Raw genomic sequence first — 19,551 nt, forward strand, 5'->3', positions numbered from 1 at the left:
GGCCGGCTCAGTGGAACGGGCAGCGACCGGATGCCGTCGCCGAGCGCACCCGGGCGCCCGATCGGGGCTTCGTGGGCAGCCGCCGCAGATCGACGTCGAGACCGGCATCGAGAATGCGCAGGTCGGGGTCGCTCAGCACGGCGACAGCGGCAGACAGCCCCGCGATCGCGAGCTTCTCCCCCGGGCACCGGTGACCGGTCGCGACCCCCGCACCGCCGTGCGGGACGAACGCCGCGAGCGCCTCGTAGTCGTCGCCCACATCTCGGAACCGCTCGGGATCGAAGGTCTCGGCGCGCGCCCAGAAGCGCTCGTCGGTGTCGGTGCCGCCGATGTCGAGCACCACCCGCCCGCCGGCCTCGACGCGCTGACCGTCGAGCTCGATGTCGTCGAGCGCCCATCCGGGCAGCATCGGCACGAACGGGGCGGTGCGGCGCACCTCCTGCGCGAACATGACGGCGAGGGGGCCGCCGACGAGTGCGCCGCGCTCGGCGGTCTCGGCTGCGATCCGACCTCGCCACTGCGGGCGGTCGTGCAGCTCCTTGGCCGCGAAGGCGACGAATCGCGCGACCGCGATCATCGGGCGGATGCTGTTCTGCAGCTCGACTCCGGCGACATGGGCGCTCAGCAGTTCGCCGTTCTCGTCGCGATGGTGCGCCCACTGCTCGAGCGCCGTGCCGGGTTCGGCCCGCAGTGAGCCGTGCCGCACGGCCTCGATCAGTCGCGTCGAGTGGCGGTCGGACCACCAGCGGTTGGCGAGCGCCGCGAGGTACTGCGGCGAGTAGGGCGATCCGAACCCGTCGACGATCTGCGCGAGGCGCACCGACCAGCGTGTCTTCGCCGCGTCGGTACCGGGCAGCCCCGCCCAGGTCATGACCGCACGCCCGAGGGCGCCGACGGCCGCGTCGTACGCGGTTCGGGTGCCGCCGTCACGCCACGCCTGCTGCTCGGCAGCCCATTCGCGCTCCAGCCAGGGCGTGAGCCGTGCGACCTGCTCGTCTTCGTAGGCGACGTCGACGAACGTGGCCTTGCGGTGCCGATGCGCCGCACCGTCGAGGCTGTGCACCGAGCCATGGCCGAAGAGGCTCTCCTGCACCAGCGCGGGCATGGCCGCGTGGCGGGCGATGCGGTTCTCGTCGTAGAAGAGCTCGACGCCCTCGACTCCGCGCACGAAGATCGCGTCGCGCCCGAGCAGGCGCATGGGCGCCGACCGTGCCCCCGGTCGGACCCGTCGCCAGATGCGTGGCCCGAGCCCGTAACCGTGGATGAGCAGGGAGGGCGCGTCGTCGCGAGCGAGCGCTCCGAGACGGCGCGCGGCCCGCACGGGAAGATCGATGAGTTCCATGGGGCGACGCTGTCAGACGTGCGCCTCGGGGTACAGGGGGAGGCATGAGAGCGGCCGGTGTGGTAGCGCCTCTGCCGCCGACGAGCGGAGCGCATGCTGCTCGGCATCCGCTCGTCAACCCCCTGGGATGCACAGCCGCCCCGGGTCAGGATGCCTCCAGGAGCGAGGAGGAGACCCTGATGGCGAAGAACGTCCGCACCATGAACTGCAGTCCCGACGATGTGTTCCGCGTGCTCGAGAACGGCTGGCTCTATCCGACGTGGGTCGTCGGGGCGTCACGCATGCGCGACGTCGACGAGACCTGGCCGCAGCCCGGGGCGCAGCTGCACCATTCGGTGGGCGTGTGGCCGGCGCTCATCGACGACACGACCGTGGTCGAGGAGTGGGCGCCGCCGCACCGAATGGTCATCCGTGCCCGCGGCTGGCCGATCGGTGAGGCCCGCGTGACTCTGCGGGTGCGGGCATACGACGGCGGTGCCATGGTGCGCATCGACGAAGAGCCGGTGAAAGGACCGGCCACGCTTCTTCCCGACCTGCTCACCGCTCCCCTGCTGCGCCTGCGCAACGCCGAGACCCTGCATCGCCTGGCATATCTCGCCGAGGGCCACGCCGACTGAACGCGCAGACGCGTCGCCGAACCGACCGGGAGCCGGCTCGCCGCCGATATATTGAGTGATGCCGCGACCTCCGCGCGCAGCGGAGGAGCCAGTGATGAGAGACGTGGCGCGGCCTGAGCAGCATTCCCGATCGGCCTGGAGGCGCTTCTGGGAACAGGGCGGATGGTGGCGAGCGCTCGTGCTCGTCGTCGTGTACTTCGTGCTCTACAACGGCCTCTCGCTGCTGCTCACCCCCATCGCGTCGCAGATCGACGATCCACAGAGTGCCGCCGGCATCCTGGTCTTCTATGCGGTGCCGATCTTCGTCGGCTGCCTGCTTCTGCTCGCCTTCGGCGCATCGCTCGGCTGGCTGCCCGAGGTGCTCGGTCCGCAGCCGATCCGCGGCCGGGGATGGATGTGGATCGCAATCGCGGTCGTGCTGCTGTTCAACGTGCTGCACTTCCTGTCGATCGACTACGGCGCGGCGGGCTTCGAGGTCGTCGCGACCTGGCTGCTCGCCGGGGTGTTCATCGGCTTCGCCGAAGAGGTGCTCACACGCGGATTCGTCGTGTCGCTGCTGCGCAGGTCAGGCAACCGCGAACTCGTCGTCGCTCTTGTCTCGTCGGCGCTCTTCGCGCTGCTGCACGCGGGCAATCTGCTCACGGGCCAGTCGCTGTTCGCGACACTGATCCAGCTCGGCTACACATTCGCGTTCGGCATCTGCATGTACCTGGCCATGCGCGTGACCGGCACCATCATCGCGCCGATCCTGCTGCACGCGAGCACCGACCCAGCGATCTTCCTTCAGGGCTTCTACCCTGCGGAGGGCTCGCTCGGCGGCATCGCGAATCTCGGCAACATCGCGGTGATCGCGGTGGGAGTCATCGCGCTGTTCTTCATCCGCGGACGCGTCACGCAGCCCCTGGATGCAGCACGACCTTGATGCAGCCGTCTTCCTTGCGCTGGAAGGTCTCGTAGAGCCCCGGAGCGTCGTCGAGCGGTGCCTCGTGGGTGGTGAGGTCCATGACGCCGAGCGGATCGTCGATCGCCTCGACGAGCGGCATGATGTCTGACACCCAGCGCTTGACGTTGCACTGGCCCATGCGCAGGCTGACCTGCTTGTCGAACATCGTCTTCATGGGCATGAGGTCTGCGTCTCCGGCGTAGACGCCGCTCAGAGACACCGTGCCTCCTCGGCGCACGACGTCGATCGAGGTGTGCAGCGCCGCGAGACGGTCGATACCGGCCTTCTCGAACACCTGGCGTGCGACCGGGTCGGGCAGCAGGCCCACGGCCTTCTGCACCATCGAGACGCCCGGGTTGCCATGCGCCTCCATGCCGACGGCGTCGACGACGGCATCCGCTCCCCGACCTTCGGTGAGGTCGCGCAGCTCATCGGTGATGTCGTCGGTGAGGTCGAAGACCTCCACCCCGTGGCGAGCGGCCATCTCGCGGCGCTCAGCGACAGGATCGACTGCGAGCACCCGGTGGCCACGATGGGCCGCGATGCGCGAGACGAACTGGCCGACCGGCCCGAGACCCATGACGGCGAGCGTGCCTCCATCCGGCACGTTCGCGTACTCCACGCCCTGCCACGCCGTCGGGAGGATGTCGCTCAAGAAGAGGTACCGCTCATCGGGCAGGTCGGACGCGACCTTGATGTGGTTGTAGTCGGCGAGCGGCACGCGCAGATACTCGGCCTGCCCACCCGGCACCTGGCCGTAGAGCTTCGTGTATCCGAACAGCGAGGCACCGCTGCCGTACTCACGCACCTGAGTGGTCTCGCACTGCGACTGCAGCCCTCGCTCGCAGAAGAAGCAGTGTCCGCACGAGATGGTGAACGGCACCACGACGCGGTCGCCGACCGCGAGCTGGGTGACCGCGCTGCCCACCTCGACCACGACGCCCATGGGCTCATGCCCGAGGATGTCTCCCCTGTCGAGGAAAGGACCGAGCAGCTCGTACAGATGCAGGTCGGATCCGCAGATCGCCGACGACGTGATGCGCACGATCGCGTCGGTCGGGTGCTCGATCACCGGGTCCGGAACCTCCTCGACCGCCACGGAACGGGTGCCCTGCCAGGTGAGTGCCTTCATGGTCGTCCTCCTCTATCGCTGCCGGAGGACCACCATGCGTCGAGGCGCCGTGAGACGACAGAGGGTTGACAGACCGGTGCCGGCCGACAGTATGCGCGCGTCAGTAGTCCCAGTCCAGCGGTTCGACCGCGAGCGGCAGGTAGGGCGAGTCCTCGGCTGCCTGCTCCGGCCGCACGGTCACCACCACGCGCGTCGCAGAGCAGACCAGAACGCTCACCAGGCGGTCTCCCGCCATGAAGTCGACGAACGTCGGCTCCGACTTCGCTGCGATCTCGATACGCTCCATCAGGTCGACGAGGTCCTGCTCCGGCGCGAGGACGTACTGGACGTCGTCGAATGCGATCCGGGTCTGCTGCGTCATGTTCTCCCCCTCTATCGGGAGACGAGGAACCGCCCTTTCCGCAGACGTGAAACCGCCTCTGACACGAACGCTACGGAGCACCGCCCAGACTCAGAAGGGCCTTGCGGTATCTCCTCCCGCGTGCAACCCCCGGGGAGACGCCCGTGAGTTGGGCTCCGCGAACCTCAGCCGACGTCGGCGCGGGCGACCTCGAGCGACGGGTAGTCCGTGTACCCCTCGGCGGTGCGACCGTAGAACAGCGCGGGGCGCGGCTCGTTCAGCTCGGTATCGTCGCGCCAGCGCTCGACCAGATCGGGGTTGGCGATCGCAGGTCGGCCAGCAGCCACCGCATCCGCCCAACCCTCCGAGACCAGAGTCTCGGCCTCGTGGCGGGTGGTCGGCGCCGCGAAGCCCGAGTTGATGATCAGCGCGGTGCCGGCCGTGCGGCGGATGCGCTGCACGAGCTCGCTCGTCGGCGCGGCGTTGAGCACGTCGATGAACGCGAGACCCAGCGGCGCGAGTCCCTCGGCGACCGCGAGGTAGGTCGCGAGAGCATCCGCGTCATCCTCTTCGAGCACGCCCTGGATGTTGTGCTGCGGCGAGAGCCGGATGCCGGTGCGGTCGGCGCCGACGGCCTCGGCGACCGCCCGCGTGACCTCGATCGCGAATCGTGCACGGTTCTCGGGCGACCCGCCGTAGATGTCGTCACGGATGTTCGACACCGGCGACAGGAACTCCTGCACCAGGTAGCCGTTGGCGCCGTGCACCTCGACGCCGTCGAGCCCGGCGGCGATCGCGTTGCGCGCCGCCTGCACGAACTGCTCGATGACCTCGGGGATCTCGTCGAGGGTCAGAGCGTGCGCGACCGGCATGGCCGCCTTGCCCTCGGGCGTGTGCGTCTCACCGGGAGCCGCCAGCGCGCTCGGAGCGACGACGCGGGGCTGCCCCGAGATCGCCGGGTGCGAGACGCGGCCGCCGTGCATCAGCTGCATCACGATCGTGCCGCCGGCCTCGTGCACGGCATCTGCGATCGGACGCCATCCCTCGATCTGCTCGGGCGTCACGATTCCCGGCTGCCCCGAGTACGACTTGCCCTCGGCCGCGGGCCAGGTGCCCTCGGTGATGATGAGTCCGAATCCCGCACGCTGCCGGTAATACTCCACCATCGTCTCGGTGGGCACGCCGTCGTCGTCGGCACGGGTGCGGGTCAGCGGCGCCATGACGACGCGATTGGACAGCGGAAGGGCGCCGAAGGCGGCGGACTCGTAAAGGCTCACAGTGAGGGGTAAGGCGCGGCGCTCGTCGGGTATTCCCCGCTCACGATGACGGCGACTCGTCTTCGCGCGCATCCGTTGCGTCCGGCGCAGCCCCCGCATCCGGCGCATCCCCCGCATCCGTCGCACCCGCTGCATCCGTTGCCGTCGGCGTCGCGCCGCCGAGGTCGGCGAGCAGGCGCGTGAAGTGGTCGAGATCTTCGGCCGACCAGCGGCCCAGGCGCTCACCGAGGCGGGCCTCGTAGCGCGAACGCGCGAGCGCGACCCGCTCCTGGGCGAGGTCGGTGGCGACCAGCACCCGTGCCCGTCGGTCGTCCGGATCCCGGACGCTCTCGACGAGCCCCAGCTGTTCGAGTTGGCGCACCTGACGGCTCACGGCCGACTTGTCGGTCTGCAGCCGCTCGATGATCGCGCCGGCCGAGGTGGCCTTGCCCGTGGCGATCGATGTCAGCACCTGATACCCCAGCGGCTGCAGGTCGGGATGCACGGTGATCGCGGCCTCGCGCCAGCTCACGCGGATGCGGGCGAACAGTCGGCCGAGCTCGTGCTCCACCCGGGAGACGGCCTCATCGAGGTCGGCGCTGTCGGAGGCACTCATGCTCGAAAGCTTACGGTGAAGTCATGCGAGCGGTTCGAATCGCCCACTTGGCAGTTTCCGCGGCGTGACACTGCATAGTGAGCGATTCGAACGGAGGGGTCAGACCTCGGAAAGAAGCCGGAACACCTTCGACGCGGCGTTGATCTCGTCGGGGGTGAGCTCGGCCAGCACGGCGCGCAGCCGCCATCCGTGCTCCTGACGCAGCTCGGCGAGCGCGGCCTGTGCGGCCGGCGTCGCCGTGAGCACCCGCAGCCGGCCGTCGCGCTCATCGGCACGGGACTCGATCAGCCCCAGCTCCTCGAGCGTGCGCACCTGGCGGCTGATGACCGACTTGTCCATCTCGAACCGCTCGGCCAGCTCATGCGCGTTGGCGGTGCCCGCCCGCTCGATGAAGGTCAGCAGCTTGTAGCCGCCGACCTGCAGCTCGGGGGCGATGCGGGCGGCCGACTCCCTCCAGAGCGTCCGAGTCCTCGCGAAGATGAGGTTCAGATGACTCTGGAGGTCGCCGATCGCGTCCTCGAGGTGCGGTGCCGTGACGGCCTCCGACGTGGCCATGTCAGCCCCTCGACTCCCGGCCTTCGCGCTCGCCCTCGCGTTCCAGAACGGTCACCGAGCCTGTGGCGGTGGTGGCGGTTCCCGCGCCGACCGTGCGGATGACGCCCGTCGAGAGGTTGCCTCCGACCTCGGCCTCCGAGACCTCGAGCACCGATTCCTCGGCCTGCGCCCGCAGCTCTTCGGCGGCGTTCTTGGTCGACAGCGGCTTGTTCTTGATGAACACGATCGCGATGATCGAGATCACGGCGAGCGGGATCGCGATGATGAACGAGTCGGCGATGCCGTGTCCGTAGGCGCTCTCGACGATCGCGCGGATCGTGTCGGGCAGCTCGGTCACCTTCGGCACATCGCCCGAGGCGAGGTGCGTGAGGGCGTCGACCTCATCGGGAGTGGTGGGCGTGAAGCCCTTGAGCGCATCGGTCATGTAGTTCGCGACGCTGGTCGACAGCATGGCTCCCATGACGGTGACGCCGATGGTGCCCGCGATCGTGCGGAAGAAGTTGACGTTCGACGAGGCGGCACCCAGCTGCTGCGGCGCGGTGTCGTTCTGCACGATGAGGGTCAGGTTCTGCATCACCATGCCGAGACCGGCACCCAGCACGAACATGTAGACCGCGACGAGCGGGAACGGCGTGTCGTAGCGCAGGGTGGCCATGAGCGAGACGCCGACCGTGGTGAGCACGGATCCTGTGACCATCCAGCCCTTCCACTTACCGAAACGGCTGACGAGCTGGCCGATGATGATCGAGGCGCCCATCTGCCCGAGGATCATCGGGATGGTCATGAGGCCCGACTCGGTCGGTGTGGCGCCGCGGGCGAGCTGGAAGTACTGCGCGAGGAAGACCGAGGTCGCGAACATCGAGACGCCGATCGCGATCGATGCGATGACCGACAGCGTGAAGGTGCGGTTGCGGAACAGTGACATCGGCACGATCGGCTCTTTCACGAAGAACTCGACCGTGATGAACGCGGCGATCGCCGCACCGGCGATCACGGCGAGCATGATGCTGGTCGACGAGTCCCAGTCGAACTGGCTGCCGCCCATCGAGACCCAGATCAGCAGGGTCGAGACGCCGACCGCGAGCAGGACGATGCCGAAGTAGTCGATCGAGATCTTGGTGTCGCGCTGCGGCTTGGGCAGGTGCAGGGTGAACTGCAGCAGCACCAGGGCGAGGAGTGCGAACGGCACGCCGACGAAGAAGTTCGAGCGCCATCCCCACACGTCTGTGAGAAATCCGCCGAGCAGCGGTCCGCCGATCGTGCCGAGGGCCATGATCCCGCCGACGACGCCCATGTACTTGCCGCGCTCACGCGGCGAGATGATCAGGGCGACGGCGATCATGACGAGCGACATCAGGCCGCCGACGCCGATGCCCTGCAGCACGCGCACGCCGATGAGCATGTTGGTGTCGGTCGAGAAGCCGGCGATCACGGTGCCGGCGGTGAAGAGGATCAGCGAGATCTGCACGAGGATCTTGCGATCGACCAGGTCGGCGAGCTTGCCCCAGATCGGGGTCGAGACGGCGGTCGCCAGAAGGCTCGCGGTGATGACCCAGGTGTACTGGGACTGGGTGCCGCCGAGGTCGGCGATGATGACCGGCATCGAGGTCGACACCACGGTGCCCGAGAGCACGGCGACGAACATGCCGACGACGAGTCCGGAGATCGCGGTGAAGACCTCGCGCGGCGACCGGGTCGCCTCGGGCGCGGAGGTGTGGGAAGTGGTGGTCACAGTTGTAGAGCTCCTGTGTAGAAAGTTGATTGGTGTCAACTATACGCCGATGGTTGATTTAGTGCAACTGTCGATGCGGGTCAACTATTCCCCGGTGGTGACGGCGCTCGACCCCCGGCGATTGTCGGTGGCCCGTGCGACGATCTGCCCGTCGAGAGGAGCGCAGGATGCGGGGCGAGGCCACCGTGCTGCACGCCGATCTCGACGCGTTCTACGCCTCGGTCGAACAGCGCGACGCCCCGCACCTTCGCGGCAGACCGGTGATCGTGGGCGGCGGGGTCGTGCTCGCCGCGAGCTACGAGGCCAAGGCCCGCGGCGTGCGCACCGCGATGGGCGGACGTCAGGCGCTGCTGCTCTGTCCCGACGCCGCCGTCGTGCCGCCGCGCATGGACGCCTACAGCGCAGCGAGCAGAGACGTGTTCGAGATCTTCCGCGACACGACGCCGCTCGTCGAGGGCCTCTCGATCGACGAGGCCTTTCTCGAAGTCGGGGGCCTGCGCCGCATCGCCGGCACTCCCGAGACCGTGGCCGCCCGACTGCGCGAGCGTGTGCGCACCGAGGTGGGGCTCGCGATCTCGGTCGGCGTCGCCCGCACGAAGTTCCTCGCCAAGGTCGCGAGCGCCGTGAGCAAGCCCGACGGGCTGCTCGTCGTCGACCCCGATCGCGAGCAGCAGTTCCTGCACCCCCTCCCGGTCGAACGGCTGTGGGGCGTCGGCGCGGTCACCGCCGAGAAGCTGCACCGCCTCGGCATCCACACGGTCGGCCAGCTCGCCGAGCTCGAGGCGGCGACCGCCGAGCGGCTCCTGGGTTCGGCGACCGGCGGCCACCTGCACGCGCTCGCTCGCCTGCGCGACCCCCGGCCCGTCGACACCGCCAGACGTCGCGGATCGATCGGCTCGCAGCGCGCCCTCGGCACGAAGCCCCGGTCGGCAGAAGAGCTCGACGTCATCCTGACCCAGATCGTCGACCGACTCGCCCGCCGACTGCGCGACGGTGGGCGCACCTGCCGCACGGTCGTGCTGCGCCTGCGATTCGGCGACTACACCAGGGCCACCCGGTCACGCACGGTCGGGGTCGCCACCGTGCGCACGGCGACGCTGCTGTCGGTGGCCCGCGCGCTGTTGACCGCAGCACTGCCGCAGATCGAGGCGCAGGGCGTGACGCTGATCGGCATCTCGCTGACCCAGCTCGATCGCGCCGCACACCTGCAGCCGGAGCTGCCGATCGACTGGGGCGACGGCGAGCGCATCGACACGGCCCTCGATGCGGTTCGCGACCGCTTCGGCGCGCAGTCCCTGGGTCGGGCCACCCAGCTCGGTCGCGAGCCGGGGTGGTCGACCCCGGTGCTGCCCGAGCATGAGTGAGAGCTCACTCTCGCGTGCGTTCCGCCCCGATCCCGCCCGCCAGGCGCGACAGCGCATCCGAGATCGACACGACCTCGCGCAGTAGATCGTCGGATGCCGAGCGCAGCCGCTCCGAGCGATGAGCGCGCACGAGAGCGACCTCGCCACGGGCCTCGTCGGTCAGGGCGAAGCCCGCTCCCCGACCGTCTGCCGCTGCGACGCGCACGAGGAGCGATTCCCGCTCGAGCGTGTGCAGCGTGGCGCTGACGTTGCTGCGATGCAGGTCGAGACCTCGTGCGATCTGCGTCGCCGTGACGCCCGGCGCGACCGCGACCTCGTGCATGACCAGGATCTCTCGTGGCGTCAGCCGACGCTTGCCCGGCAGGTCGAGACCGCGCGGTTCGATGCGGTGCGCGATCGACATCACCGCATCGGCGAATCGGTCCAGCTCCGCATCCGGGATTGGCATTGTCGCATCCATTTGTGTATTGTTTCATACGCTTCTGAGGGAGCGCCACCGGCACGAGGGCCGACGGCGCTCGTGTAGCCGCCGTCGCTGCCACCCAGGTCCTCCGGGCAACCGACGGCGCTCCTCGCGAAGCCCTGTGCTCGTCGCGCCCTGCATCCGACGAACGACGAAAGCACTCTCATGACCTCCACCGCCGCACTCACGGCACCGCCTCGCAAGACTCTGCGCGGGCACCCGATCGCCACCCTCATCGCCGTCTCACTGGGCCTGTTCATGGTGGGCCTCGACGCGACCGTCGTCTCGATCGCGAACCCGGCGATCGCGGCCTCACTCGGCACCTCCTTCACCCAGCTGCAGTGGATCACGCACGCGTATCTGCTCGGGCTCGCCGTGTGCCTCATCCTGGGCGGCACACTCGGCGATCGCTTCGGCCGTCGTCGCATCTACATCATCGCCGTCATCGCCTTCGCCCTCACCTCGGTCGCGATCGGCCTCGTCGGCAGCGCGACGGGCGTCATCGTGTTCCGCGCCCTGCAGGGGGTCAGCGCGGCGATGCTCATGCCGCAGACCCTGTCGATCCTGCGGGCGACGTTCCCCCGCGAGAAGTTCGGCATGGCCGTCGGCATCTGGGGCGGCGTCTCGTCGGTCGCGATCGCTGCCGGCCCGATCGTGGGCGGCGCGCTGGTGGCCACCCTCGGCTGGGAATCGATCTTCTTCATCAACGCCCCGATCGCGGTGCTCACGGTGATCTTCACCGCTCTGGTCGTGCGCGAATCGACGGCCGGCAGCTCCACGGTGCGCTTCGACGTGCCGGGAGTGATCCTGCTCGCGATCGGGCTCGCGGGGGTCGTCCTCGCGATCGTGCAGTCCGAGGACTGGGGCTGGGGAGACGCGCGCACCCTGCTCGTGCTCGGAGGCGCCCTGGTGGTGCTCGTCGCGTTCGTGCTGGTCGAGCTCCGCAGCGCCCACCCGCTGCTGCCGATGTCGCTCTTCCGCGAGCCGGGCTTCTCGATCGGCGGACTCGCCGTGGGCGCGAACTTCTTCGCCCTCCTCGGCGTGACGTTCTTCCTGAGCCTCTTCCTGATGAACCTGCGCGGCGTCGAGGGTGTGGTCGCCGGCGTCATGCTTCTTCCCCTGTCGGCCGTGTCGATCATCGCCTCGCCGATCGGAGCCGTGCTGGTGAGCCGCCTGGGCACGCGGGTGACCATGACGATCGGGCTCGCGCTCGTGGCTCTCTCACTCGTGGCGCTGACGCCGATCGGCGTCGACACTCCGTACATCGCGATGGCGATCCCGTTCGTCGCTCTGGCGATGGGCGTCGGACTCACGATGACGGCAGGCGCCGACGCGGTCGTCGGCAGCGCGCCGGTGCATCTCGCGGGTGTCGCCGGTGGCTTCCAGGCCACCATGCTGCAGCTCGGCGGGGCCCTCGGCACCGCCGTGTTCGCCGCCGTGGTCGGAGCGGGGAGCGCCCGCGGAGCGTCGGATCTGAACCTGACCGGCGTCCAGACCGACGAGCTCGCCCAGGGCATCGTGCCCTCAGGGCTCGGCGGCGATCAGGCCGCGATCGCGCAGGATGCGTTCCTGTCGGGTCTTCACTCCGCGATGCTCGTCGGCGCGGCCGTCACCGCGGTCGTCGCGGTTCTCGCGGCCGTGCTGCTGCGCACCACGCGTCGGCACAGCACGGAAGAGGTCGTCGTCGAGACCGCCGAGGGGGCGGTCGGAGCGCACTGATCACCCCGGGAGCGCACTGATCACCCGGGAGCGCACTGATCACTCCCGGCTGGAAAGACCGGCGATCCGATCCACCGCGTCCTCGACCTCGGCGATGCCCCTGGGCTCGTCGTCGAGGGCGCGGTGGATCGACACGCCTTCGATCATCGCGTCGAGCAGCCTCGCCGTCTCGGGGTCGAAGTGACGCTCGAGGGCTGCGCGGCTGCGCTGCATCCAGGCCGTCGTGAGTGCGCGGTACGACGGCTCGCGGGCGGCGAGCGTGTAGAGCTCGTGCGAGAGCACCAGCTCGCTCCTGCCGCGCGCCACATCCTCGAGGATGATCGCGACGACCGCGGCGCGGGCGGACGCCGGATCGGATGCCGCGGCCATGCGCTCCTCGAAGCGGGAGCTCACGATGGTGGCGAACCGCGTGAACGCCGCATGCAGCAGCTCGTCGATGCCCGAGAAGTGATAGGTCATCGACCCGAGCGGCACACCGGCGGCTGCCGCGATGCGCCGATGCGAGGCCCCCGCGACTCCGGATTCGGCGATCACGTCGAGGCACGCGCTGATGATGCGCTCCCGGCGTTCCGGGTCGTTGCGGCGACCGCTACGGGATCCGGCCGCGGGCTCAGACGACATGCTCGTCTCCGATGGTCCGCACGACCCGGGCGGGACTCCCGACGGCGACGACGCCGGCGGGGATGTCCTTCGTGACGACCGATCCCGCACCGATCACGCTGTTCTCGCCGATCGTGACGCCGGGGCAGACGATCACCCCACCGCCGAGCCAGACGTTGTCGCCGATCGTGATCGGCTCGGCAGCCTCGAGCTTGTCACGACGCATCGTGGGATCGATCGGATGCGTCGGAGTGAGCAGCTGCACGTTCGGCCCGATCTGGCAGTCGGCGCCGATCGTGATCGCCGCGACGTCGAGCGCCGTCAGGTTGAAGTTCACGAACGTGCGTGCGCCGATCGAGATGTGGTCGCCGTAGTCGACGTGCAGCGGCGGGCGGATCGCGACCCCCTCGCCGAGATCGCCGATGAGGTCTTCGAGCCACCCGCGTGCGGCGGGGTCACCCGCGAGCGTCTGGCGCTGGTAGAGATCGGCGAGTCGGGCAGCCCGCGCCGATCGCCGCTCGATCTCGGGGTCGTCGGCGATGTACAGGTCGCCCGCGAGCATCCGCTCCCGGTTCGTGCGCGGGTCGCCTGCGAAGTAGTCCGTCGTGCCGTCATGCGTCATGCATCGAGGATAGCAACTCTGCGTACGTCCGTACTCATCCGGTCGCGGTGCCTGCCGATGGGAGAATGGAGGGATGTCCCCGAACCCTCCGCGGCGGCTGCTCGCCTCGGTGCGCAGAATCGTGCACACCGACCCCTCCTCCGTCGCTCATACCGAGGCCATGCCCGTGATCGACGAGCGCATGGTGCCTCGGGTGCTCGATCTCGCGACGCGCATCGGCGAGGCGATGTTCGCCGTCGGCGCCTCGGCGCACGAGGTGACTCTCGCGATCATCCGCGTGTGCGACGCCTACGGCATGCGCGGCGTGCAGGTCGACGTGACCTACAACTCGATCACCGTGTCTTTCCACCTCAGCGGTGAGGTGTGGCCCGAGACCCTCGTGCGGGTCGTGCGCGTCGCCGCCCCCGACCACGACAAGCTGCAGCGCGTGCAGGCGCTCGTCGCCGACATCGCCGACGGCCTGGATCTCGAGTCGGCGCGCACGGCGTTCCGCGTCATCCGGCGGGTGCCGTTCCGCTACCAGCAGCCGGTGGTCGTCGTGGCCCGGGCCCTGCTGGCGGTCGGCGTCAGCATCATGCTCGGCGCCTCGCCGATCATCGTCGGCCTCACCTTCATCGCCGCTCTCGCAGCGGCGGTGACCCAGGCGGGACTCGCACGGATCCGCGTGCCGCTGTTCTTCAGCCAGATCGCCGGGGCGCTCGTGACCACCGTCGTCGCGGTCGCCGTGTCGGCGCTCGGGTCGGCGGGCATCGAGCCGTTCGTCGGCATCCGCCCCTCGATCATCGTCGCCTCGGGAATCGTGCTCATGCTGGCAGGACTCACGGTGGTCGGCGCCGCGCAGGACGCGATCGACGGCTTCGCCCTCACCGCGGGCGGGCGCATCCTCGACCTGACCATGCAGACGCTCGGGGTCGTGATCGGCATCCTGGTCGGCCTGCAGCTCGGCAGTGTGCTCGGGTTCACGATGGACCTGCCCGATGACCCGGCACCCTTCGGACCGCTGCTCAACCAGTTCGTCGGCGCCGTCATCATCGCGATCGCGGTCGCCGTGTTCAACGGCGCGGGAACGCGCATCATCCTGGTGAGCGCGCTGCTGAGCGCGATCACGATCGCCGGGTACTCGAGCATGGTCGCGCTGCAGCTGCACCCCGCGGCCGCCAGCGCGATCGGCGCGCTGCTCGCGAGCTTCGTCGGCGTGCTGATCGCCCACAACCTGCACGTGCCGTCGGTCGCCGTGACGACCGCCGCCATCGTGCCGCTCGTGCCCGGAGTCGCGGTCTTCCAGGGCCTGCTCGAGATGGTGCACGCGGCGGGAGCCGGGACCGGAGTGCTCGGCATCGGCGGTTCTCTCGTGGATGCGGTCGTGATCGGTGTCGCTCTCGCATCGGGAGCCTCGCTCGGCCTGTATCTCGGAACCCCGGTACGGGCCACCCTCAACGGCGTCACGAAGACCCGCGCTCGCGCGCGACGCTGAGGGCGACGCGGGTGCACAGCCCGCGATCAGGAGTTGATCTGCCTCTGACCAGGTGCGGGGAACGCCGCTCGCGTACCATCGAGGCAGGACGCTGACACAGCACCGCGGCCGGGACGACCCGGGCGCCTCTCTCATCGGGGACGGCCCCGCCTCGAAGGAGCTGCAGATGTCTGAGACCACCCGAACCCGCCTGATCGACGCCGGCGACATCGGACGCATCGTGCTCGGCTGGGGCGCCTTCGGCATCCTGCTGCTGATCCATCCGGTGATCGCCGCGCCGGCCCCCGCGCCGACGCTGATCATCGCACTCGCCGCCATCGTCGCCGTGATCATCGCGTGCGCCTTCGGGGTCGTGAAGCAGGCCGAGGCGCTGGCCCACAAGCTCGGCGACCCCTACGGCTCGCTCGTGCTGACCCTGTCGATCGTGCTGATCGAGGTCATCCTGATCTCGGCGGTCATGCTCGGGCCCGGCGAGCACGCGACCATCGCCCGCGACTCGGTCATGGCCGTCGCGATGATCATCCTCAACCTGGTGATCGGCCTCTGCCTGTTGCTGGGCGGCCTGCGCCGCGGCGGCATGGCCCACAACCGCACGGGCACCTCGGCGTACCTCTCGATGCTCGTCGTGCTGAGTGCGCTGGCCTTCGCGCTGCCCGCTCTGATCGGCGAGGCGGGTTCGTACACGCCTGCACAGGCGGTCCCGATCATCATCCTGACCCTCGGCCTGTACGCGTTCTTCCTCTACCGGCAGATGGGGTCTCAGGCCTCCGACTTCACCGAGGTCGACCCCCGCCTGCGGGCGCGCGCCGACGCACACGAGACGAGCGGATCGACGGGCGGCATCGTCGCCGTGCTCCGCGAGAACCGCCGCGAGATCATCGTCCGACTCGCGCTGCTCGTGGTCACCGTCGTGCCGATCGTGCTGCTCTCGCACGACATGGCCGCCCTGCTCGACGACGGACTCGGGCGCCTCGGCGCTCCGCCCGCCCTCGCCGGCGTGCTGATCGCGATGATCGTGTTCCTGCCCGAGTCGATCACCTCGGTGCGTGCGGCCCTGGGTGGCGAGGCGCAGCGCGTGAACAACCTCTGCCACGGGGCCCTGGTCTCGACCGTGGGACTCACGATCCCCGCCGTGCTGATCATCGGCATGCTCACCGGCCAGACCGTGATCCTCGCCGAATCCCCCGCGAACCTGCTGATGCTCGCCGTGACACTGCTGCTGTCGGTCACGACGTTCAGCGCCAAACGGGTGACGGCGATGCACGGTGCGGCTCACCTGGTGACCTTCGCGGCGTACGTGCTGATCCTGTTCAGCTGAGGTCGTGCGGGTAGGGCGGCGACGCCCCGGCACGCGAAACAGTGACGGCCGCGCTCGCGAGCGCCAGGTCGATCGACCTCCGGATGCAGTCGCGCAAGAGCTCGCCCGGCCGAACCGTCTCCGCGGCGAGCGCGGTCGCAGCGCCCGTGCTCACGAGGCCGAACAGCAGCCCCGACATGAAGGCGTCGCCCGCGCCGATCGTGTCGACGACGTCGACGGCGATTGCTTGCCCGATCACAAGTTCGGGATCGTGCGCCAGGGCGGCGAGGCACCCCTCGGCCCCGCGTGTGACCACGGCGAGGCGCGGCCCGAGCGCGATGATGCGGTGCAGCACGGCCGCGACATCCAGCTGGGGATACAGGTATGCGGCGTCGGCGTCGCTCAGCTTCACGACATGCGAGGCGCGCATGATCTCCTCCACTCGTGCGACCGCGGCGTCGCGTGGACCCATCAGCTGCGCTCGGACGTTCGGGTCGTAGGTGCGGAGCACCGCCGCGGGGGCCGTGCGCACGAGCCGTCTGACCACCTCGGCCCCGGGCTCGAGCACCGCACCCAACGACCCCACGTGCACGAGATCGACATCGAGCTCGGGGCCCGTCTCGTCGCCGAGCGAGTCGGGCAGCGAGTCGGGGAGCCGCCATTCCAGGTCGAAGTCGTACGTCGCCACTCCCTCGGCGTCGACCGTCGCGACCGCGCGTGACGTGCGCGCGCCGGCGACGACCGTGCCCGTGCCGAGCCGCACACCCTCTCCCGCCAGGTGCTCTTCGAGCATCCGTCCGTGCTCGTCGTCGCCGATCCTCGCGAGCAGCGTGGTCGCGAGTCCGAGGCGAGAGAGTCCCACCGCGACGTTGAGGGGAGACCCGCCGGGATGCGCGTGCCCGCCGACGATGTCGACGAGGGACTCGCCCACGACCAGCATCCGCATGCCCGTCACTGTGTGCTCACGACGTCGAGCGTCGCGTCGGTCACGACGCCGTCGAGGGGGCTCAGCACGATGGAGCCACCCGGCCATGCCGGTATGAGAGCGGTCATCACGCGATCACCGTCGTCTGCGAACACCTCGACGGACGAGACCTCTGCATTGAGCGAGTCGATCCAGACCTGCCACTCGATGCGATCCGCCGGAGCGGCCGGCATCGACGGGACCTCCGAGAAGGCGGCGGGCAGGTCGGTCGCTCGGGCCGAGCGGTCGAGCTCGACGCGTCCGCGCGCCCGGTCGTAGCGGATCACCACGACGGCTCGGTCGTGCTCGGCGGCACCGACTCCCGCTCCGCCTGCGGCTCCCGCGGCGTCTTCGGCGTCGAGGCGGAGCTCGAGTCCGCGGGCGTCGCCCACGGATGCCTGCACGCGCAGGCGGACCGCACCCGCATCGCGTGCGTCGACCGCGGCGGGCGCATCGAGCCGCCCGAACCGCACCGATTCCTCGTGACCGTCGAACGTCGCGGCGGGCTGCTGTCGCAGACGCACGGCGCCGTCGGGCCGGCGGGTCAACGAGAGACGGCGGGGCAGCGTCATGCCGCTGCGCTGCGGACTCGAGCGGTCAGCAGGCATCTCCCGCGCGTACTCCCAGTTGTCCATCCACGCGATCAGCGTGCGCTCGCCTCTGGCGAGCCCGTCGAAGGTGACCCCCGCGTAGCAGTCGGGGCCGAAGTCGATCCAGCCGTACTGCTCCAGCTCCGCGCGCGGGGGCACTGACCAACCGCCGTCGGCGTCAGGCGCCGCGTGCGGCTCGTCCGGCGTGAACGAGACGCCGTCGAACTCCCCCACCACGTAGTGCGTTCCCGATCCGCCGGCGATGCCCCCCGGGTTCATGCTGATCAGCAGCACCCAGCGCACATCGTCGTCGTCTCCGTCGACGGCGAGCGGGAACATGTCGGGGCACTCCCAGACGCCTCCGACAGGACCGGCCGGCCCGTAGGACGACAGGAACTCCCAGTTCGTGAGGTCGTCGGATCGATGGAACAGCACCTGCCTGTCCTGCGCCTCGACAGCCACCATCACCCAGTAGGCCTCGCGACCGTCGTCGTAGCGGAACACCTTGGGGTCGCGGAAGTCGCTCGTGCCGCGGTCGAGCACCGGATTCCCGGCGTATTTCGTCCAGGTGTATCCGCCGTCGACGCTGAACGCGAGGGACTGTGCCTGGCGGTCCGGTGCCGCGGCGGTGTAGAGCGCCACGAGGGCCGGAGCCCCCTCGGTGCCCAGGCCCGACGTGTTGCCGTGGTCGACCACGACCGATCCCGAGAAGATCTGCGCGTCGTCGTCCCAGAGGATCGCGGGTGCGTGCTCGGTCCACCGCGTCAGGTCGGGACTGGTCGCGTGACCCCAGCTGATGTTCCCGTGCCCGGATCCGAGCGGGTTGTACTGGAAGTAGAGGTGGTAGAGGCCGTCATGGAAGACGAGGCCGTTCGGATCGTTCATCCAGTTGCGCCGCGGAGCGAAGTGCAGGCGAGGGTGCGTGGTACGGGCGGGGTGCATGTCAGTGGTGGTCACCGGTGCGGGGTCTTTCTGTGGGGCGGTGGGGAAGGTCGACGAGAGACGCGGTACGGCGTGTGGCGGCTCTCGGCTATTTGCCGACGCCCGCCGTGAGCCCCTCGCGCAACGGTTTCTGGCCGAAGAAGAAGACCAGCAGCGCGGGGATCATCGAGAGGATCACGCCGGCCAGCACGGTCGAGATGCTGCCGGTGCCGAGGTTGCCCTGCAGCGTCACGAGGCCCAGCGGCAGCGTGAAGTTCTGCTCGCTGATCGTCATGATGAGGGGCCGGAAGAACTCGTTCCAGTGGTAGTTGAACGCCAGGATGCCGACGATCGCGAGCGCGGGAGTGGCGAGCGGGAGATACACGCGGAAGAACGTGCGCCAGGGACCGGCGCCGTCGAGCTGCGCCGCCTCGCCGAGCTCGGACGGGATGCCCAGGAAGTACTGCCGCATCAGGAACGTGCCGAATGCGGTGGGGAGCGCCGGCACGATCAGCGCGAGCAGCGTGTCGGCGAGGCCCATTCCGCGCACCAGCATGAACACGGGGACGATCGTGACCTGCAGGGGCACCATCATGGTCGCCAGCACCAGCGCGAAGAGGATCTTCTTGCTGCGGAACTCGAACTTCGCGAACACGTAGCCCGCCATCGCCGCCGAGAGCATCTGCCCGGCCGCCACCAGCAGCACCACGAGGGCGCTGTTCCAGGCATACAGCCACACCGGGATGCGGGCGAACACGTCGACGAAGGCTCCGAAGCCCGGGCTTACCTGCTGCGTCACGCTGTCGGTCGGGGTGAGGGCTGTGAACAGCGTCCACACCACCGGCCCGAGGGTCAGGAAGGCGGCGAGCGCCAGGATGAAGTACTTGGCGCCGGTGCCGAGGCCGTACATCCACGACCGCCTCGACGGCTGTGTCTGCGGAGCGGCGGAAGGCGGCGCGGCCTGTGAGCGAGCAGCCGGAGCGGTGGTCGTTTTCGTGATCATG

Annotated in this window: 19 protein-coding genes; 6 read left to right on the forward strand and 13 right to left on the reverse strand. The window is 69.5% G+C overall.

What is annotated here, in order from left to right; translation table 11 throughout:
• Positions 1–7: 7 nt before the first annotated feature.
• Positions 8–1,342 carry a cytochrome P450 gene (locus AC3WS6_RS16695; RefSeq protein WP_492502128.1) on the reverse strand — a complete coding sequence of 445 codons (1,335 nt, stop codon included), beginning with the start codon at positions 1,340–1,342 and terminating at the stop codon, positions 8–10.
• 179 nt (positions 1,343–1,521) lie between these two features.
• On the opposite strand from AC3WS6_RS16695, the gene AC3WS6_RS16700 reads away from it, so the two are divergent.
• The gene (locus AC3WS6_RS16700) at positions 1,522–1,959 is read left to right on the forward strand and encodes an SRPBCC family protein (RefSeq protein WP_492502129.1); all 438 of its coding nucleotides are present in this window, start codon (positions 1,522–1,524) and stop codon (positions 1,957–1,959) included.
• Between the two features lie 94 nt (positions 1,960–2,053).
• Complete coding sequence (locus AC3WS6_RS16705) at positions 2,054–2,881, forward strand: CPBP family intramembrane glutamic endopeptidase (protein WP_492502130.1); 828 nt, start codon at positions 2,054–2,056, stop codon at positions 2,879–2,881.
• On the opposite strand, the gene AC3WS6_RS16710 is transcribed toward AC3WS6_RS16705, so the two are convergent.
• The 6 genes from AC3WS6_RS16710 to AC3WS6_RS16735 all read right to left on the reverse strand — a co-directional run bounded on the left by AC3WS6_RS16710 (position 2,850) and on the right by AC3WS6_RS16735 (position 8,533).
• A complete protein-coding gene (locus AC3WS6_RS16710; RefSeq protein ID WP_492502131.1) occupies positions 2,850–4,034 on the reverse strand; it encodes a zinc-dependent alcohol dehydrogenase in 1,185 nt (394 codons plus the stop codon). The two genes, AC3WS6_RS16705 and AC3WS6_RS16710, sit on opposite strands and share 32 nt — an antisense overlap.
• Positions 4,035–4,134: 100 nt before the next feature.
• The gene (locus AC3WS6_RS16715) at positions 4,135–4,395 is read right to left on the reverse strand and encodes a hypothetical protein (RefSeq protein WP_492502132.1); all 261 of its coding nucleotides are present in this window, start codon (positions 4,393–4,395) and stop codon (positions 4,135–4,137) included.
• A 164-nt stretch (positions 4,396–4,559) separates the two neighbouring features.
• On the reverse strand, positions 4,560–5,651 hold the full coding sequence (locus tag AC3WS6_RS16720; protein WP_492502133.1) for an alkene reductase: 1,092 nt from the start codon (positions 5,649–5,651) through the stop codon (positions 4,560–4,562).
• A gap of 40 nt (positions 5,652–5,691) precedes the next feature.
• Positions 5,692–6,246, reverse strand: coding sequence for a MarR family winged helix-turn-helix transcriptional regulator (locus AC3WS6_RS16725; RefSeq protein ID WP_492502134.1), 555 nt, complete (start codon positions 6,244–6,246; stop codon positions 5,692–5,694).
• 99 nt (positions 6,247–6,345) lie between these two features.
• Complete coding sequence (locus tag AC3WS6_RS16730) at positions 6,346–6,801, reverse strand: MarR family winged helix-turn-helix transcriptional regulator (RefSeq protein WP_492502135.1); 456 nt, start codon at positions 6,799–6,801, stop codon at positions 6,346–6,348.
• A 1-nt stretch (position 6,802) separates the two neighbouring features.
• Positions 6,803–8,533, reverse strand: a complete 1,731-nt coding sequence (locus tag AC3WS6_RS16735) for an MDR family MFS transporter (RefSeq protein ID WP_492502136.1) — start codon at positions 8,531–8,533, stop codon at positions 6,803–6,805.
• 167 nt (positions 8,534–8,700) lie between these two features.
• On the opposite strand from AC3WS6_RS16735, the gene dinB reads away from it, so the two are divergent.
• Complete coding sequence (gene dinB, locus AC3WS6_RS16740; protein ID WP_492502137.1) at positions 8,701–9,897, forward strand: DNA polymerase IV; 1,197 nt, start codon at positions 8,701–8,703, stop codon at positions 9,895–9,897.
• A 4-nt stretch (positions 9,898–9,901) separates the two neighbouring features.
• Here the strand turns inward: dinB and AC3WS6_RS16745 are convergent, their stop codons facing one another.
• Complete coding sequence (locus AC3WS6_RS16745; RefSeq protein WP_492502138.1) at positions 9,902–10,345, reverse strand: MarR family winged helix-turn-helix transcriptional regulator; 444 nt, start codon at positions 10,343–10,345, stop codon at positions 9,902–9,904.
• 180 nt (positions 10,346–10,525) lie between these two features.
• Between AC3WS6_RS16745 and AC3WS6_RS16750 the strand changes: the two genes are divergently transcribed.
• Positions 10,526–12,079, forward strand: a complete 1,554-nt coding sequence (locus AC3WS6_RS16750; protein WP_492502139.1) for an MFS transporter — start codon at positions 10,526–10,528, stop codon at positions 12,077–12,079.
• A gap of 39 nt (positions 12,080–12,118) precedes the next feature.
• On the opposite strand, the gene AC3WS6_RS16755 is transcribed toward AC3WS6_RS16750, so the two are convergent.
• A complete protein-coding gene (locus tag AC3WS6_RS16755; RefSeq protein ID WP_492502140.1) occupies positions 12,119–12,700 on the reverse strand; it encodes a TetR/AcrR family transcriptional regulator in 582 nt (193 codons plus the stop codon).
• Positions 12,690–13,301 (reverse strand): sugar O-acetyltransferase, encoded by a 612-nt coding sequence (locus AC3WS6_RS16760; RefSeq protein ID WP_492502141.1) that lies wholly within the window; start codon positions 13,299–13,301, stop codon positions 12,690–12,692. The genes AC3WS6_RS16755 and AC3WS6_RS16760 overlap by 11 nt, the downstream gene beginning before the upstream one ends.
• Positions 13,302–13,374: 73 nt before the next feature.
• On the opposite strand from AC3WS6_RS16760, the gene AC3WS6_RS16765 reads away from it, so the two are divergent.
• Together AC3WS6_RS16765 and AC3WS6_RS16770 are read left to right on the forward strand one after the other, a co-directional pair.
• Positions 13,375–14,775, forward strand: coding sequence for a threonine/serine exporter family protein (locus tag AC3WS6_RS16765; RefSeq protein WP_492502142.1), 1,401 nt, complete (start codon positions 13,375–13,377; stop codon positions 14,773–14,775).
• Positions 14,776–14,941: 166 nt separating this feature from the next.
• Positions 14,942–16,093, forward strand: a complete 1,152-nt coding sequence (locus AC3WS6_RS16770; protein ID WP_492502143.1) for a calcium:cation antiporter — start codon at positions 14,942–14,944, stop codon at positions 16,091–16,093.
• Here the strand turns inward: AC3WS6_RS16770 and AC3WS6_RS16775 are convergent.
• The 3 genes from AC3WS6_RS16775 to AC3WS6_RS16785 form a co-directional block, all read right to left on the reverse strand.
• Positions 16,086–17,018 carry a carbohydrate kinase family protein gene (locus AC3WS6_RS16775; protein ID WP_492502144.1) on the reverse strand — a complete coding sequence of 311 codons (933 nt, stop codon included), beginning with the start codon at positions 17,016–17,018 and terminating at the stop codon, positions 16,086–16,088. The two genes, AC3WS6_RS16770 and AC3WS6_RS16775, sit on opposite strands and share 8 nt — an antisense overlap.
• Before the next feature lie 5 nt (positions 17,019–17,023).
• On the reverse strand, positions 17,024–18,583 hold the full coding sequence (locus tag AC3WS6_RS16780) for a glycoside hydrolase family 32 protein (protein ID WP_492502145.1): 1,560 nt from the start codon (positions 18,581–18,583) through the stop codon (positions 17,024–17,026).
• Positions 18,584–18,656: 73 nt separating this feature from the next.
• Entirely contained in the window at positions 18,657–19,550 is an 894-nt protein-coding gene (locus AC3WS6_RS16785) for a carbohydrate ABC transporter permease (protein WP_492502146.1), read from the reverse strand.
• Position 19,551 lies beyond the last annotated feature (1 nt).

It is taken from the genome of Microbacterium sp. EB106-03-03-XG65 (genome assembly GCF_058791955.1).